This is a genomic window from Paenibacillus amylolyticus (assembly GCF_001570725.1).
Classification (GTDB): Bacteria; Bacillota; Bacilli; order Paenibacillales; family Paenibacillaceae; genus Paenibacillus; species Paenibacillus amylolyticus_A.
The window spans coordinates 2514766-2532111 of the sequence record NZ_BCNV01000001.1; the positions used below are offsets into that span (position 1 = coordinate 2514766).

The following is a 17346-nucleotide window of genomic DNA, read 5'->3' on the forward strand; positions in this document are numbered from 1 at the left end:
CCCTGTGCTCTCTGCTTTGCAAAAAGGCAAAGGAATGGCTAACCATTCCTCAGCATGTTGTATTATTGTACCTTTTTCGGTGAAAGGCATCAAATCGATCTTTTATTATTCGTTCAGCGCCAGTTTCAGAGCCTCCAAATTTTGTCTCATCTCGCTAATGTAGTCCATACCCGCCGCGATCTCTTCTTCGGTGAGTCCCTCAATCGGATTTAATACAGCCGTTTTGGCTCCCACTTCACTTGCGATCGTCTCAGACACTTTGGATGAAACCAGTGTTTCGAAGAAAATTGTCTTCACCTGATGCTCTTTCGCAAAATCAATGACAGATGCCATCTGTGCTGCCGAAGGTTCTTGCTCAGGAGACAATCCTGCGATGGGCACCTGTTGCAATCCATATTCCTTGGCAAGGTAGCCAAATGCAGCGTGTTGTGTGATAAAATCCTTGCGTTTGCTATCCGTCACAGCCGCCTTGAAGTCCTGATCCAGTGATTCCAGTTGAACAACGTAGGCATCTGCATTCTGCTTGAACTGTTCGGCATGTTCCGGGGCAGCCTGTGCCAGTCCTGCTTCAATATTGCGCACTTCTTTTACAGCCAATGCAGGTGATAGCCATACATGGGGATCAAGTCCACCGTGATCGTGATCATGTCCTGCTTCTGCCTCGGCGTCATGATCGTGGTCGTGTTCTTCAGTAGTCGCTTCATCCGCATGTTCGTGATCATGTGCTTCTGTAGTCGCTTCATTCGCATGGTCATGATCGTGGTCATGTTCTGTTGCCTCTGAATCTTCATGATGGTGATCATGCTCTCCACCTTCAAGCAGGTTGATGCCCTTGCTTGCTTCCACCTGAATGAGCGAAGCGTTGCTTAGACTTCCGGTGACCTGATCAATCCATGATTCCATACCCGCACCGTTGTATACAAGCACGTCCGCTTTTTCAATGCTGGCAATATCTTGTGGTGTGGGCTCCCAATCATGAGGCTCCATTCCTGCTGGAACGAGTGTATGCACATCGGCCAGATCACCTGCCACATTTTTGGTGAACTCATACATCGGGTAGAAGCTGACCTGCACGTTTAATTTTGTGGTTTCCGTCTCGACTGGAACGGAATTGCCTGTCGAAGCTGCATTTGCATCAGAAGCGGATTTTTGTCCGCAGCCTGCGACGATAAGTGTGAGACTGAACAACAATCCGAGCGTAGCTTTTTTACTGAATTTCATGTGATGTATTCCTCCTAGAATGGTTAACCAAGATGACGTGCTGTGATTTCGTTTCTTTGCGGTGACGCTTGCGGTTATATCGTGCAATCAGCTTTTGCGCTGATATTCCAGTCAATAGGATGACCAACAGGATAAGTGCAATTGTTCCTCCCGGTGGTGTATTTAGATGATAAGATGTGGTGAGTCCGCTAAAAATACCGATTAAACCTGTAATTACCGCGACAATAATCGCTGCTGTAAAACTGCGAGACACTCTTAGTGCCAAGGCAGCAGGCAATACAATGAGAGCAGAAACCAGCAACACACCGACGATCGGCATGGCTGAAGCTACAGTCATTCCTGTGAGAATGGCAAATGCAAACGATAAACCTCTTACCTGAACGCCTCCAATGGAAGCAGTCTCTTCATCGAACGTAAAGCTATACAACGGTCTTCGGAGCAGGATGAAAAAAAGTAAACCTATGACACATACTCCTGCCATCATCCACAACTGTATATCGCTAACCGCGACAATAGATCCGAATAAGTATGAGCTGAATGTCTTGGACAGATTGGTTTTGAGACTCATCAACACTACAGCAAGAGCCAGCCCCGAAGTCATGATGATTGCCACAGGTACCTCGCTATAGGTTCGGTAACTTCGCCGCAGTTGTTCAACCAGTAATGCACCGATAATTGCAATAGCGAATCCACAGATCACGGGGTTAAGATTCATGACCGAACCGAGCGCAACCCCTGCGAGTGAGACATGGGATAACGTGTCTGCCATAAGGACCTGCCGCCTGAGCATCAGATAGACCCCTAGAATTGGAGCGATGACTCCAATCAGTCCACCTGCCCAGAAGGCACGTTGCATGAATTCGTACTCAAACACTGCCATTCCTCACTTTCTTGCCGCTCCAAAGTAATCGTTCGATCCAATCGATTCCCCATTTCTTCCAGTCCATGAGTAACCATAATAATCGTTATCCCATGAGCATCAACATAGTGGCGCATTAGATTGTAAAATCCCTCACGGCTATGGCGGTCCATTCCCGTTGTTGGCTCATCCAGTACCAGAACCTGCGGTTGCCCAGCCATAGCTCTTGCAATACAGATCCGCTGCTTCTGTCCGCCAGACAGCTCACCGACACGTGTATTCCGATATTCCCACATGCCAACTTCCCTCAGACTGCGTTCAACGATAGCATCCTGCTCTGCTGTGAATCTGCGGAATAATCCCAGCCTGGTGTAACAGCCGGACCGGACCAGTTCATTCACCGTACTGGGAAATCCACTATTGAACGATGCCACCTGCTGGGGCACATAACCGATATTGGACTTGTTCCCACGTTTCAACTGCGGATTCATATGTATCGTGCCGCTCCAGGGCTTCAATAGCCCCAGCAGCAGCTTTAACAGGGTCGTTTTGGCAGAACCATTGGGACCTGTGATGCCTATGAACTCTCCCACATGGATATCCAGCGACAGTTGATCAATGACCGGCTCTTTGCCGTATCCAAATACAACATCACGCATGGAGGATAATATCATGCCTTTCCCTCTTTTCGTAAATATTACGATTTAAAAACAACAAAAAATTTATCTGGTTTCCCGGTGGATCGTCATTTTCTTCAAACGTGGGGAGTACTTCTTCATCTCAAGTCTCTCTGGATGGTTACGTTTGTTCTTGGTTGTTGTATAGTTGCGGTCCCCGCACTCGGTGCAGGCTAAGGTTACAATGACTCTCATGGTTGTTGCCTCCTCTAATTTAATCGTAATTATTACTATTTAATGATATTAGCCTATGCTTTTTCGTTTGTCAACTCCATATCTGCGAAAGTAAAATTTTGTATTCACATTATAATTACATATGATATACTGCTTTGGTATGATTATACTTTACCTACGGAGGAACTAGATGAAGATCAAAAAATCAACTTTTATTGGGTCATTGGTAGCATGCAGTTTGGCTTTCGGTGCCCTCGGTGTAGCAGCTTCAAACGGAATTCAAGATATTGAAGCAGCACTCGACAGCAACATTAGCTTTAAAGTAAACGGTTTGTCTTGGACACCCAAGAATGAAGCCGGAGACAAATTGAATGCACTGGTATATGACGGTGATGTTTACCTGCCTGTAAGTACCACAGCAGAAGCGCTGGGAGCCAACGTATCTCTGAATGTTAGCAACAAAGTTGTAAGTATCACTAATTCAGGTAGCGGTAAGTCAAGCAGTTCGAGTAGTAATAACAGCAGTACAGGTACCAAAGGTTCTGAAGATTCAAGTAAACCAAGTAGTTCAAGTAACTCAAGCACTTCTGGCTCAATCAAGATGACTGGAACTGACGCTCAGATGATAGTCAAATTGCAAAAAGAATCTTTAACATTGATCAAAATGTATGGTAAAGCACTTAAAACAGGTAGCACTAGTGAATTTGATAAATACATAGATGCTAAAGTTATCGAAAATCCCGAGATCGACATTTTTGATCTGGGTAAGCAATCCCAAAAAGATAAATTTAAGACTACAGTCAAAGGTATCATTGCAGCAAATGATAAAAAAACGCTGACTAAATATGCAGATCAGTTGATTAACATCAAATCAGCTGATTTTAAAGTGATTGCAATGAACGATAAAACCAAAACAAGACACAGTTACAAAGCCATTTATTATCCACAAGGATGGACGGGTTCCTATGGAGTGTACCTGACCTTTGTGTTTAGTCCGCAAAAAAGCGGCAATGGTGATTTTTATCTTGGCGATTTGTACTTTAGCTAAAACCCTTAATACAATATCAGCATTGATCTTCAGGGGCACTATTGCACTTGAAGATCTTTTCTTTTTACTTCAATTCCACGCGGGAAAAGGATCTTTCAGTTCACGCCAGTTCATCCACATCTCTTCCTCCGTAAGAAGGGTCTCATCCAATGTACGTTCAATCTCCGCCCGGTCCATATCAATGCCGATAAATACTAATTTGGTTACGCGATCACCCCACTCATCATCCCAGTCCGGTATGCTTGGCAATGTATCGCCAAAATGAAGTTGCCTTTCCTCCTCACTCATCGCACCTACCCATATTCCTGCTGGCGCAAGCTGCTTCGATGTGCCTGCGTGACTGAAAGAGATCGCCATATGGTTCCTTGTCGCTAGCCACATCAGGCCTTTGGATCGCACGATGTTATCTGGCCATTTCGCAATCCAACGCAGCAACCGTTCCGGGTGGAATGGACGTTTACGATGATAGACAAATGAATGAATTCCATATTCTTCAGTCTCCGGGGTATGTTCCTCTTTCATTAATTCGCGGATCCAACCCGCAGACTGGCTTGCTTTTTCAAAATCAAAACGTCCCGTATTCAATATCTCTCTCGGATCAATCTGCCCATGTGTCGTGCGAATGAGCTTGGCTTCCGGTTGCATGGCGTGTAGTGCCTTCTCAAGCCTCGAAAGTTCTTCCTCCGATACCAAATCACATTTGTTCAGAATCAGCACATCACAGAATTCCACCTGATCCGTCAGCAGATGAACGATTCCGCGAACATCGTCCTCCCCGGCTTCCTGTCCACGATCCTTCAATGTTTCTTTGGAATAAAAATCACGCCAGAACTGGGCAGCATCAACAACCGTAACCATTGTGTCGAGACGAGTGAATTTCGTCAAATCAATGCCAAGTTCCTCATCGATATACGTAAACGTCTGCGCAACAGGTACCGGCTCACCAATACCCGTGGATTCTATCAATATGTAGTCAAAAGAACCATCTAACGCCAGCCGCTCGACTTCTTTCAACAGATCCTCCCGCAATGTGCAGCAGATGCAACCATTGGACATCTCTACCAGCTTCTCATCAATACGTGATAATCCTCCACCATCTCGTATTAAACCTGCATCAATATTAACCTCACTGAGATCATTGACGATGACAGCAACCCGCATCCCCTCGCGGTTATGAAGCACATGATTGAGAAGTGTCGTTTTGCCTGCACCCAAATATCCACTAAGTACGGTTACTGGAACCCGCTGTTGAACCTGTTGATCTGACATTTCTTCTTCCTCCACTCTGTTTAAGTTGCGACTTTAATCGTAATTATTACTATTAAGGATGATCAATCCGAACTATACCGCAGTTTTCTTTGGGTTGTCAACTCTAAAATGATGAAGAATCTTGATTAATCGTAAAAATGTTGATTAGAACATAGGAATGATGTATGTTGCCGCACGTACAAGCATATATTTTAGTAAAGTCCTAGTTGTGGAGGTCTGTTTCATGAAAATGGCAGCCAATCTGAAGCTCCTGTCCTTCCTGATCCCTTGTGCATTTCTTGTTCCCGTGTTGATCACAATGGCTCCAGACTTGAAGGAAGCATGGAACAGTGAAGCTTTGCAAAATATGAAAACCGTATTCATAGGTATTTTCCTTGAAGCCGCACCTTTTCTGCTCATGGGTGTGTTATTGTCCTCGCTCATGCAGTGGTTTGTATCCGAAGAAATGGTCCGCAGACTAACGCCCAAGAATCCGATCGGCGGTGTGCTGGTCGCAGGACTGCTCGGTATTATTTTCCCCATCTGTGAATGTGGCATGATCCCCGTAGTGAGAAGGTTGATGCACAAAGGCATGCCAGCCTATATCGCAGTTACGTTCATCTTGAGTGGTCCCGTAGTCAATCCCATCGTATTTACCGCAACTTTGCTCGCCTTTCCCTCCCATCCTGAGATTACCATTGCCCGCATGGGATTGGCCTTTGCCGTAGCAGCTTCCATAGGCATGCTCGTGTATGTGTTTGTTCGTCGAAATCCTCTTCGGATGCCAAAGGTCGCAGTGACAGAAGTCAAAACACATCCTGGGTTTAAAATGGCGCAACCTCATGCTCATGCACACGCAAATGCTCATGATCACAACCATGTGAAAAACTGGCGCAGCTTCTTCATTCATGCCGGAGACGAATTCGTCGATATGAGCAAATATCTGGTGATTGGTGCCTTGATTACAGCCTGCATCCAGACATTCATTAGCCGCAGCGATCTGATCTCACTTGGCAATGGTCCTGTTGCCTCCTATGTATTCATGATGGGATTTGCTTATGTGCTGTCTCTCTGCTCCACTTCTGATGCTTTTGTGGCTTCTGCGTTCTCACATACGTTTGCACTGGGGCCGCTGGTATCCTTCCTTGTACTTGGTCCGATGCTAGATTTCAAAAGCACCCTGATGCTGCTCTCGACCTTCCGTACTCGGTTTGTTATAGGTCTAAGTCTAGCGATTATCACACTCGTCTTCGTCGGCTCGTGGTTGATTAATCTGCTGGTATAAACGTTGGGCAACATTCTTCATGACCTGAATGGTTAATCCCATGAACTTTCATCCTGACGATTAATAGAGAAGAGGTGATGATATGAACCAGACTGTCTATACGATGAGCAAACCTCCCGTTCCAAAATCACACTTCATTCAATGGCATAACCTGATCCGTGCGGTATGGATCGGTGGGCTTGCGGTATACATTATTCACTTGAATTCAAGTGACTCACTTCATTATTATTTGGCTCCTACCATGCAAAAACTGCTATTATGCTGCCCTGTTCCCTTATTGTTTATTGCTGTTATCATGGCCTGGCATGGACTGTTCGGTAGGAACGAGGTTCATTGCGACTGTGAGCATCCTCCGCCTTCCGGGTTCCTTCGCAGCTCAATGGTATATGGTCTGATTGCTATACCCTTATTGCTGGGATTTCTGTTACCTGATCGGGCTCTCGGCAGCTCCATGGCCAGTCAGAAAGGTATGTCTCTCACCTATGCTCTTCCCGAGATTCGTCGGAAAGAACCGTTACCTGATCCGGCAGCGCAATTGAATGTACAAGATCTTACACAACAACCAACGGCTGTTCAGTCTGCATCGACCACCAAAGTACAATTCATTCCCCCAGACGAGTATAGCCGCGAATTCGCTGAACTGGCGAAGAAGTTGTATGCAGAACAGGTCATCCGAGTCTATCCTGAGATTTTCTCTGAAACACTCGGTACGATCGACATGTTCCAGCGACAATTTGCAGGCAAAGATATCTCGTTAACCGGATTCGTCTATCGGGACAAAAGCATGGATCATGAATCACATTTTGCACTGGGACGATTTCTCGTCATGTGTTGCCCCGCGGATGCGGCTCCCTTTGGCGTGATGATTCACATTCCAGATGCGGATAGCTTCCCTACAGATAGTTGGGTGCAAATCGATGGCAGCATCGGCTCAGCACAGGTGAATGGTAAGGATACGATTGAGATTCGGGCAACAAAGGTGACCCCTGTAGCCGAGCCGTCTACGCCTTACATTTACACAAGTGCAGATTCGGTGATGGCGTATGAGCAAATAAAGAGCGAGTAGTTGCTAGTAGTAGTAACTTTCACCTCAACAACGATAAAAAGCCCCAAAGCGATGGATCACATCGCTTTGGGGCTTTCATGTTCAGTCAGATATGAGATTTCATCTCGTCTGCTCTGATTGTATTATTCCGTTACGATATCATGAACCAATACAGGAGCATCGGCATGATCGGCAATCGTAATGTTTTCTTTGATCTTCGCAATGACGTCAGCTACGTCTTCACGATTGGCATGGATCGTTACGAGGGACTCACCAGCTTTGACTGGGTCACCGACTTTTTTGTTCAGCATCAGACCAACAGCGAGATCAATCTCAGACTCTTTTGTTGCACGGCCTGCGCCGAGCAGCATTGCTGCCGTTCCGATTTCGTCAGCGACGATTCCGGCAACATAGCCGTCTTTGTCTGCTGGGACTTCAACCAGGTAGTTTGCTTGTGGCAAACGATCTGGATGATCCACAACCGAAGCGTCTCCGCCTTGGTTTGCCAGGAAATCTTTGAATTTCTCCAGCGCTTTACCGTTCTGGATCACTTCTTTCAATTTCTCCTCAGCATGTTCCAAGGAATCTGCTTTGCCAGCAAGGAATACCATCTGACGTCCAAGTGCCAGACATAGTTCTTCCAGATCTTTCGGACCTTTACCTTGCAGGGTGAGGATGGCTTCTTTTACTTCAAGCGCGTTACCAATGGCCAGACCCAGTGGTTGGGACATATCGGAGATAACAGCCATCGTTTTACGTCCTACATTGTTACCGATGCTTACCATGGCATGTGCCAATTCTTTAGCATCTTCTGTTGTTTTCATGAATGCACCAGCACCCGTTTTAACATCCAATACGATCGCATCTGCGCCTGCTGCAATTTTCTTGCTCATGATGGAGCTGGCGATCAGTGGAATAGAGTTAACGGTAGCTGTTACGTCACGCAGGGCATAGAGCTTTTTGTCTGCTGGTGTAAGGTTACCACTTTGTCCGATAACCGCAACCTTGTGTTCGTTTACGAGACGAATGAACTCTTCTTTTTCAAGCTCTACGTGGAAACCAGCAACGGATTCCAACTTGTCTGTTGTACCACCCGTGTGACCAAGTCCACGTCCGGACATTTTGGCAACAGGAACGTCCAACGCAGCAACGAGCGGAGCGAGTACCAATGTTGTCGTATCGCCCACACCTCCTGTGGAGTGCTTGTCTACTTTGATACCTTCGATGGCAGACAGGTCGATCGTTTCACCGGAGTTCACCATGGACATCGTGAGATCGGCACGCTCTTTGTCTGTCATATCTTTAAAGAATACGGCCATCGCCCATGCGCTGACTTGATAGTCCGGGATCTCTCCTTGTGTGTATCCTTGAACAACAAAATCAATCTCAGCTGTTGTCAGTTCTTTTCCGTCGCGTTTCTTGGCAATAATGTCTACCATTCTCATGATGATCTCTCCTCGGGTAAATGATTTGTATAGAACACTTTGTACTGGGACCGTTCCGGCTCCGGATCGTTCCTTCGATCGCTGTTGTCTCCAAGTTTTTTTGATCCATTTTGCAATGGGAAAACTCGGAGACAAAGGCGAACGCTTCGCTTCTTCAGAATCGATTCCGGTTCCTTCACTCCGTGCTTCAAACAAAAGTTTCGATCCTAATCAAAATTGATTATTGAATATAATATACAAGAACATCTGTTGTCATCTTATACAACATTTTGATGTTAATTCGTTCCGGCTCCGGATCGTTCCTTCGATCGCTGTTGTCTCCAAGTTTTTTGATCCATTTTGCAATGGGAAAACTCGGAGACAAAGGCGAACGCTAACGCTTCTTCAGAATCGATTCCGGTTCCTTCAATTACAGTGTGATTGCTGTGTCCAGGGCAACTACCATCATGTCGTTGAACGTTTTTTGACGCTCTTCGGCAGATGTTTCTTCGCCTGTCAGCAAGTGGTCACTTACCGTCAGGATGGTCAGTGCGTTAACACCGAACTTAGCAGCGATGGTGTACAGTGCTGTTGTTTCCATCTCTACACCGAGTACGCCGTGCTTCATCAACTTCTCGGTTACGGAACGGTCATCACGGTAGAACGAATCGGAGCTGAACACGTTACCAACGTGGATCTTCATGCCTTTAGCTGTTGCACGGTCATATGCTTCTTTCAGCAGGGAGAACGTAGCGATTGGCGAGAAGTCATATCCCCCGAATACGTGCTTGTTCATGCTTGAATCTGTACATGCTGCTTGTGCAAGGATGACGTCACGTACACGCACATGCTCCTGCATACCGCCACAAGTACCTACACGAATCAGGTTTTTCACGCCATATTCGCTGATCAATTCATTAGCATAGATTGCGAAGGACGGAATACCCATTCCTGAACCTTGCACCGAAATCCGGTGCCCTTGATATGTACCTGTGTAACCGAGCATTCCGCGAACCTCGTTGTAACAGACAACATCTTCAAGGTACGTATCTGCAATATATTTCGCACGCAAAGGGTCTCCTGGCAGAAGGATCGTTTCTGCGATATCTCCGGGTTTTGCTCCAATATGTGTACTCATGAATGAATCTCCTCCAGTTATATATTTAGTCTATTATGATGGCAGGAATCGGAGCAGCCACAGCCACTCCGACCTCCCCTATCCAGTTTTCGAAGAACTTACTTCAAATCTTTCAGGAAGCTAGTGCCGTATTCCGGCATTTTCACACCAAAGTTCTCGGCTACGGTTGCACCGAGGTCAGCAAATGTGCTGCGCAGGTCAAGCTTTTTGCCCTCGCTGAAACGCGGAGAGTAGGCAAGCAGTGGTACATATTCACGTGTATGATCTGTGCCACGGTAAGTTGGATCGTTACCATGGTCAGCTGTAATCAGCAGCAGATCATCATTGGTCATTTTGGCAAAAATCTCTGGCAGCCGTGCATCATAGTCTTCAAGCGCCTGAGCATAACCTTGCGGATCACGACGGTGACCGTACAGGGCATCAAAATCAACCAGGTTCAGGAAGCTGAGTCCTGTAAACTCTTCATCCATCGTTTCGGACAACTTGTCCATGCCATCCATGTTAGAGACGGTACGAACAGCCTTGGTTACACCTTCGCCATCGTAGATATCTGCAATTTTACCCAAGGCAATGACATCAAATCCACCATCTTGCAGTTCATTCATAACAGTACGACCAAACGGTTTGAGCGCATAGTCATGACGATTCGCAGTACGCTTCCAGTTACCCGCTTCACCTACAAATGGACGTGCAATAATGCGGCCCAGCATGTACGGATCTTCAAGTGTGATTTCGCGACAGAACTCACAGATCTCATACAGTTCTTTCAGTGGAACAACGTCCTCATGTGCTGCAATTTGCAGAACGGAATCCGCAGATGTGTACACGATGAGTGCGCCAGTTTCGACATGCTCTGCACCCAGCTCATCCAGAATTTCTGTGCCGCTGGCCGGTTTGTTACCAATCACTTTGCGGCCCGTTTTCTCTTCAATGCGCTGAATCAACTCATCGGGAAAACCGTTCTCGAACACGCGGAAAGGTGTATCAATGTAAAGACCCATCAGCTCCCAGTGACCTGTCATTGTGTCTTTGCCTCTGGATGCTTCCTGCATCTTGGTGTAATACGCTTTAGGTGCATCCGCTACAGGGATACCCTCAATTTTTTTGATGTTGGACAGTCCGAGACTGGCCATGTGAGGCATTTTTAGACCTCCGCGTTCACGTGCAATGTGACCGAAGGTATCCACATCAAAATCATCGAATTCTGCTGCGTCCGGCGCTTCGCCGATCCCTACAGAATCCATAACGATCAGATGTACTCTTTTAAATGTTGACATAACCTAAGCACTCCTTCCAATAATCCGGTTTACAAGAACAGTCCGGCGATGATCGCCGACAATACACTGACAAGCGATGCACCGTAAAGCAGTTTCAGACCGAAGCGGGCTACCACATTACCTTGTTTCTCATGAAGTCCCTTCACCGCACCGGCAATGATACCGATGGAGGAGAAGTTGGCGAACGATACGAGGAAGACGGATACGATCCCTGTTGTTCTGGCAGACAACGTTGTCTGCTTCGTCAGATCAAGCATGGCTACGAATTCATTGGATACCATTTTGGTAGCCATAATACTTCCCGCTTGAACAGCTTCCTTCCATGGAACACCCATAATAAAGGCAAATGGTGCAAACACATAACCTAGCAGCTCCTGGAATGAAATACCGAGTATTGCGCTAAACATTCCGTTAACTAACGCGATGAGGGCGACAAAACCGATTAACATCGCAGCTACGATGATGGCTACTTTAAATCCATCCAGGATGTACTCACCCAGCATTTCGAAGAAGGACTGTTTCTCCTCTTCCTGTACTTCCAATATATCTTCTTCCTCTGTAACCTCATAGGGATTCACAATGGAAGCAATGATAAAACCGCCAAACAGGTTCAGCACGAGTGCCGTAACCACATATTTCGGATCAATCATGGACATATAGGCACCGACAATCGACATCGATACCGTGGACATCGCCGAAGCACACAAGGTGTACAGCCGATGTTTTGGCAACAACCCAATTTGTTTTTTCACAGAAATGAACACTTCAGATTGCCCCAATACAGCCGAAGCAACCGCGTTATATGATTCCAGTTTGCCCATTCCGTTGATTTTGCTTAATACCAGACCAATATATTTTATAACAAAAGGTAAGATTCGGATATACTGCAATATCCCAATGAGGGCAGAGATGACAACAATCGGCATCAATACGTTCAGGAAGAACGGAAATCCGCCATTAGCATCCGGGACACCAGTTAAACCACCGAATACAAATGAAATCCCTTCATTCGCATAGGCCAGCAAACTTTCAAATATGGTCGCAAATCCACCAATCAGCCATGTTCCTACCCCTGTATTCAGCAAGGCATAGGCCAGGATCACCTGCAAAACAATCATAACGACCAGCGGTCGGTATCTAATCTTCTTTTTACCGTTGCTTGCGATATAAGCCAGTCCAAAAACAACGAGTAAGCCAAGAAGGGCAATTAGAAATTTCATTTGATCTCTCCTTTGAAGGTAGTTAAGCCGGATGTGGAATTCAGCTCAAAGGGTTCTTAAGCATTCAAAATCATTAACCTTTCAGAAAACTTATGAAGCGCTTACAATTAATCCCGTTTTTAAAATATAAGTGTAAATTCTATTCCCTGTACCTGAGTCGAGTGCCCAAGTACAGAGAATATATCATTACTTTTCACTTCATCAAGCTTTGTTTAATTAGCTTTTGCTTAGTAAGAAGATGTAGACTGACCGCCCTGCATAATCTTCACGCCAGAACTTGCACCGATCCGAGTCGCACCCGCTTCGATCATTTTCTGCATATCTTCCAGGCTGCGTACGCCACCGGAAGCTTTAACGCCAACATCAGGACCTACAGTACGACGCATCAAAGCGATATCTTCCGGCGTTGCCCCACCTGTGGAGAAACCTGTAGAAGTTTTAACAAAATCTGCTCCAGCTCGTACAGCTGCCTGACAAGCACGTACTTTCTCATCATCCGTCAACAGACAAGTTTCAATAATGACTTTCACCAAAGCTTTACCCGCAGCCGCTTCAACTACAGCACGAATATCCTGTTCAACGTAATCATCTTTGCCATCTTTCAAAGCACTGATGTTGATGACCATATCGACTTCAGTTGCACCTTTAGCAATCGCATCTTTCGTTTCGAAAGCTTTTGTCTCCGATGTAGATGCTCCCAGAGGGAAACCGATAACGGTGCAGATATCTACGCCAGTACCCTGCAACTGCTCAGCAGCATAAGCAACCCAGCCTGGGTTAACGCATACGGAAGCAAACTGGTATTGCTTCGCTTCTTCGGTTAACTTGGCCATTTCACTTTGCGTTGCGTCCGCACGAAGCAACGTATGGTCGATCATTTTAGCTAATTGTGGTGTAGTCAATTGAATCTCTCCCTTGTCTGAACTAGTTATTTTCTATACCCTTACACTAACATGAACATATGTAAAAATCAACTTGAACTTTTGTTCACGGTTCAATTTACAGTTCTTGCTTCGTTATATTTTCTGCCTTACAAAGCAAAACATCCGCCCTTTTTGCGTGGCAGATGTTGTCATCCATATCCATTTGAAATTAGAATCGCAGTAATGCCTGCGCTGTGTACTGATCTGTAACCAGAATATTCGCATAATGACCTTTAAGCGCGGCGTGAATCGCTTCAATTTTGCGTTGCCCCCCGGCGACAAGGATAGATTTTTCCTTATTTCTCAATTCAGCTAAGTCTATTCCGACGGTTCTGCTGTTAATCTCTTCACTGATCAACTGACCTTCCGCATCAAAAAAGCGTGAACAGATGTCACCAGCACCTGAGTTCATCAGTAATTGTTGCTCTTCTTCATTGAAGTAGCCGAGCCTGAACAATAAGGCATCCTCCTTCACAGTACCGACAGTGAACAAAGCGATGTTGGCTTGTCTGCCAAGTTCCACGATTCTGCCGATATGCCGATCCGCTTCCACCATGTTCTTCACTTCAATATTGTCGAAAATTACGGGCAGTGGCAGATACCTTGGTACCGTGTGGAAGGCCTCAGCGAACAAATGTACAATCTCAGCCGCATACGTATTGACATGGGAGTGACTTACGCCCCCCTTCAATTGCACGACTTCGACACCTTTGACCTGCTTGGGACGAAGCTGGCGTGCTACGGCATGCATGGTTGTTCCCCAGGTCACCCCGATAATATCTGCATCCTGAACCGTCTCCTGAAGATAGTCTGCTGCTCGTTTGCTAATATGCTTCTGTATTTCCTCATCACTCTTCAATGGGGCAAAACACACAAGTGCCGTATCCAGATCATATTTCGACTTGAGTTCTCCGGCAATGATATCGATATCCTCCAGCGGGTCCATAATTTCAATTCGCACGTATCCACGATCTTTGGCGTACTGAAGTAATCTTGATACTGTTGGACGTGACACGCCTAAGCGGGCGGCAATATCCTGCTGGCTGTAATCGGACTGATAATACAATTTCGCTGCTTCAATGCTTAATCGTTGCTTCTCCAGGTCCATTCCCATGTGCGCTCATCTCACTCATCCCTATTATCGTTGGAAAATAAATACTCGTCCTGTATATTATACATGGATTGAGTATCTGGTCACTATATAGCTTCCAATTCAGTATCGTGATCATTCGACTCATATTCCTTTCTGACGTATAAAACGGGAGAAATGATGCATACTACTGCGGTCGCTTCATCATTGCCAAGATTGGTTCACCCCATTAATTGCACAGAGAGGAAGAACTACATGTCTACCTTATTGTATATTACTGCCCATCCTCATGATCATGAAACCTCCTTCAGCATGGCTACAGGTAAAGCATTTATTGACGCGTATCGCGAAAGTCACTCTTCTGATGAGATTGTTCACCTCGATCTGTATCGCTCGGATATTCCCCATATTGATGCGGATGTCTTCAGTGGGTGGGGCAAACTGCAATCGGGAAGTGATCTGACTGCCGAAGAGCAGACCAAAGTAAGTCGTTTAAATGAACTGTCAGATCAATTCGCTGCTGCAGATAAATATGTTTTTGTAACCCCGATGTGGAACTTCTCATTTCCTCCAATTCTGAAGGCTTATGTCGACTCTATCTGCGTAGCTGGCAAAACATTTCGTTATACCGAACAAGGTCCTGTTGGACTGCTGTCTGATAAAAAAGCACTGCATATTCAGGCCCGCGGCGGCATTTATTCTGAAGGCCCCGCGGCTCAGATGGAATCCGGTCACCGGTACCTGAGCATTATCATGTCATTCCTCGGCGTGCCGAAGCTTGATGGCATTTTTGTTGAGGGGCACAATCAATATAAAGATCGTGCGGATGAGATCAAGCAACAGGCTATCGAGCAAGCACGCACTTTCGCAAAACAATTTTAAGAGTAGTAGTTCAAAAAGTCCGCTTTTGAACACTCACTTAAAGTGTAGATACTAATCAAACAAAACAAAACCCGCGTGCGTCCCAGGGAATAATCCTAGGAAGCACGCGGGTTTTCAATGTATAATCAACCTAGAGCTTATTGATGTCCAGCGCTGGCACGGCTCATGGTTTCAAGTTTACGTGTGATCGCATGACGGTCTACTTTCAATCCCCAGATCATCTCAATAATCTGCTCTTTCTCTTCAGGACTGTCGGCATGCTTCAGTTGCATTAACAGGACATGCATTTGTTCATTAATGCCTTCAAATTGAATCCATAAATCCTGTCTTACCTCTTTGGAATCCAGATGATGATTCGCATCGACTTCTTCCTTCAATGCTTGCATAATAGCATCTTTCCATTCGTCATCACCTAGCTGTTTCGCAATGTTCAGGAGATCCAGATAATCGTCAACAAGAAGTGAGTTCAATTCAGCATGTGTTTTCATCGTTTATTGCATCCCCTTTTCGTCTATTTACCAAGTATTATACTCGGTATTTCAGGAGATGCAATACCTGTCGGAAAAAGTTGATTTATGTAGCCTATCCCTTCAGCCTATGTACAAGCAAATTACACAACGCAAAACCGATCAAAACATACACACCGATCATACCCACAATGCCTATCCATCCCAGATGGCTGTAAAGCAATCCGCCCCCTGTTCCACTTACGCTTGAACCAAGGTAGTAGAAAAACAAATACAACGCATTAGCCTGTGATTTGTGCTGATTGGCCACGAGTCCAACCCAGCTGCTGGCAATGGAATGACCGCCAAAGAAACCGAAGGCAAACAGGGCGAGTCCAATAATTTTGACCCAAAGCGCTGGATGAACGGTACAGACTGCACCAGCCAGAATAATGCCCAGCGCGATTCCAAGCACATGTGATCTGCCGTACCGATCTGCCAGCCTGCCCATCCAGGTGCTACTAACCGTGCCCATCAGATATACCACAAAAAGACTTCCAACAATGGACTGGCTAAGATGATAGGGCTTGCCCGTTAATTCAAAACCAATATAGTTGAACAGAGTCACGAAGCCCCCCATCAGGAGAAAACCGAGCCCATACAGGCATAGCAGCCTTGGATTGCGACACTGTGACCACAAAAGAGGTATTGGATTTTTGAATCCGGGTGCAGCTTTGACAAAATTACGGGATGGTGGGATGACAAGCCAAAAAATAAGGGCTGCACACAAACCAAGAATACCAATGAAACCCACAGCGGCGCGCCAACTGAACCAGTCTGTCACGACACCGCTGATAAAACGACCAGCCATGCCTCCTATTGAATTCCCACTGATGTATAGCCCCATGGCATATCCAAGACTTGCAGGTTCAATTTCTTCTGACAGATATGTCATGGCTATCGCAGGCAACCCCGCGAGTGCCACCCCTTGCAGAATACGAAGCAGAAGAAGCTCCGTATATCCCGGGCTGAATGCGCTGAGCAAAGCAATAACAGAAGATATTACTAGTGCCGCTGTCATAATAAACCGTCGGCCTACAGAATCAGACAAGGAGCCGATGAACAGCATCGTCAGTGCCATGGCGATCGTTGTTACCGATAGCGTAAGACTGGCGTGTGCCGGCGTAATGGAGAATGTATCGCTAATCTCAGGCATCAGGGGCTGGAGGCTGTAGAGCAACGCAAAAGTGACAAAACCTCCGGCGAACAGTGCAAGGCTAATGTTACGAAACGTCTTAGTTCCCTGCTGAATCATGGATGTTCCAACTTTCTCGGTAAGAAAGCTTCTTGGATGGACTGTGGCCTGATCGCCGGTCACTGAAGCCTTCC

At 46.0% G+C, this 17346-nt stretch carries 17 protein-coding genes; 4 read left to right on the plus strand and 13 right to left on the minus strand.

Annotated features, from left to right (window positions below):
* Positions 1–105: 105 nt before the first annotated feature.
* The 4 genes from PAHA3_RS10980 to rpmG are packed head-to-tail and all read right to left on the minus strand — an operon-like array spanning position 106 to position 2952.
* Entirely contained in the window at positions 106–1221 is a 1116-nt protein-coding gene (locus PAHA3_RS10980) for a metal ABC transporter solute-binding protein, Zn/Mn family (RefSeq protein WP_062834769.1), read from the minus strand.
* Positions 1208–2101, minus strand: coding sequence for a metal ABC transporter permease (locus PAHA3_RS10985; protein WP_062834770.1), 894 nt, complete (start codon positions 2099–2101; stop codon positions 1208–1210). Before PAHA3_RS10985 ends, PAHA3_RS10980 begins: the two co-directional genes overlap by 14 nt.
* Positions 2047–2754 (minus strand): metal ABC transporter ATP-binding protein, encoded by a 708-nt coding sequence (locus PAHA3_RS10990; protein WP_062834771.1) that lies wholly within the window; start codon positions 2752–2754, stop codon positions 2047–2049. Before PAHA3_RS10990 ends, PAHA3_RS10985 begins: the two co-directional genes overlap by 55 nt.
* 48 nt (positions 2755–2802) lie before the next feature.
* Positions 2803–2952, minus strand: a complete 150-nt coding sequence (rpmG, locus tag PAHA3_RS10995) for a 50S ribosomal protein L33 (RefSeq protein ID WP_036613813.1) — start codon at positions 2950–2952, stop codon at positions 2803–2805.
* A gap of 169 nt (positions 2953–3121) precedes the next feature.
* On the opposite strand from rpmG, the gene PAHA3_RS11000 reads away from it, so the two are divergent.
* The gene (locus PAHA3_RS11000; protein WP_062834772.1) at positions 3122–3979 is read left to right on the plus strand and encodes a stalk domain-containing protein; all 858 of its coding nucleotides are present in this window, start codon (positions 3122–3124) and stop codon (positions 3977–3979) included.
* 69 nt (positions 3980–4048) lie between these two features.
* Here the strand turns inward: PAHA3_RS11000 and PAHA3_RS11005 are convergent, their stop codons facing one another.
* A complete protein-coding gene (locus PAHA3_RS11005; RefSeq protein ID WP_062834773.1) occupies positions 4049–5248 on the minus strand; it encodes a GTP-binding protein in 1200 nt (399 codons plus the stop codon).
* Between the two features lie 223 nt (positions 5249–5471).
* On the opposite strand from PAHA3_RS11005, the gene PAHA3_RS11010 reads away from it, so the two are divergent.
* Both PAHA3_RS11010 and PAHA3_RS11015 read left to right on the plus strand, forming a co-directional pair.
* Complete coding sequence (locus tag PAHA3_RS11010; RefSeq protein WP_062834774.1) at positions 5472–6512, plus strand: permease; 1041 nt, start codon at positions 5472–5474, stop codon at positions 6510–6512.
* 82 nt (positions 6513–6594) lie between these two features.
* Complete coding sequence (locus tag PAHA3_RS11015; RefSeq protein WP_062834775.1) at positions 6595–7578, plus strand: TIGR03943 family putative permease subunit; 984 nt, start codon at positions 6595–6597, stop codon at positions 7576–7578.
* A gap of 122 nt (positions 7579–7700) precedes the next feature.
* On the opposite strand, the gene PAHA3_RS11020 is transcribed toward PAHA3_RS11015, so the two are convergent.
* The 6 genes from PAHA3_RS11020 to PAHA3_RS11045 form a co-directional block, all read right to left on the minus strand.
* Positions 7701–9002: a pyrimidine-nucleoside phosphorylase gene (locus PAHA3_RS11020; RefSeq protein WP_062836065.1), complete on the minus strand. Its 1302-nt coding sequence runs from the start codon at positions 9000–9002 to the stop codon at positions 7701–7703.
* A 409-nt stretch (positions 9003–9411) separates the two neighbouring features.
* The gene (gene deoD, locus PAHA3_RS11025) at positions 9412–10119 is read right to left on the minus strand and encodes a purine-nucleoside phosphorylase (RefSeq protein WP_017688193.1); all 708 of its coding nucleotides are present in this window, start codon (positions 10117–10119) and stop codon (positions 9412–9414) included.
* Positions 10120–10217: 98 nt separating this feature from the next.
* Positions 10218–11396 (minus strand): phosphopentomutase, encoded by a 1179-nt coding sequence (deoB, locus tag PAHA3_RS11030; RefSeq protein WP_062834776.1) that lies wholly within the window; start codon positions 11394–11396, stop codon positions 10218–10220.
* A gap of 29 nt (positions 11397–11425) precedes the next feature.
* Positions 11426–12616, minus strand: a complete 1191-nt coding sequence (locus PAHA3_RS11035) for a NupC/NupG family nucleoside CNT transporter (protein ID WP_062834777.1) — start codon at positions 12614–12616, stop codon at positions 11426–11428.
* Positions 12617–12843: 227 nt separating this feature from the next.
* A complete protein-coding gene (gene deoC, locus PAHA3_RS11040; RefSeq protein WP_062834778.1) occupies positions 12844–13494 on the minus strand; it encodes a deoxyribose-phosphate aldolase in 651 nt (216 codons plus the stop codon).
* A 214-nt stretch (positions 13495–13708) separates the two neighbouring features.
* A complete protein-coding gene (locus tag PAHA3_RS11045; protein WP_062836066.1) occupies positions 13709–14647 on the minus strand; it encodes a sugar-binding transcriptional regulator in 939 nt (312 codons plus the stop codon).
* Positions 14648–14884: 237 nt separating this feature from the next.
* Between PAHA3_RS11045 and PAHA3_RS11050 the strand changes: the two genes are divergently transcribed.
* Complete coding sequence (locus PAHA3_RS11050) at positions 14885–15511, plus strand: FMN-dependent NADH-azoreductase (protein ID WP_062834779.1); 627 nt, start codon at positions 14885–14887, stop codon at positions 15509–15511.
* A 137-nt stretch (positions 15512–15648) separates the two neighbouring features.
* Here the strand turns inward: PAHA3_RS11050 and PAHA3_RS11055 are convergent, their stop codons facing one another.
* Both PAHA3_RS11055 and PAHA3_RS11060 read right to left on the minus strand, forming a co-directional pair.
* Entirely contained in the window at positions 15649–15999 is a 351-nt protein-coding gene (locus tag PAHA3_RS11055) for a hypothetical protein (RefSeq protein ID WP_062834780.1), read from the minus strand.
* Positions 16000–16093: 94 nt separating this feature from the next.
* The gene (locus PAHA3_RS11060; protein WP_235599422.1) at positions 16094–17335 is read right to left on the minus strand and encodes an MFS transporter; all 1242 of its coding nucleotides are present in this window, start codon (positions 17333–17335) and stop codon (positions 16094–16096) included.
* Between the last annotated feature and the right edge of the window lie 11 nt (positions 17336–17346).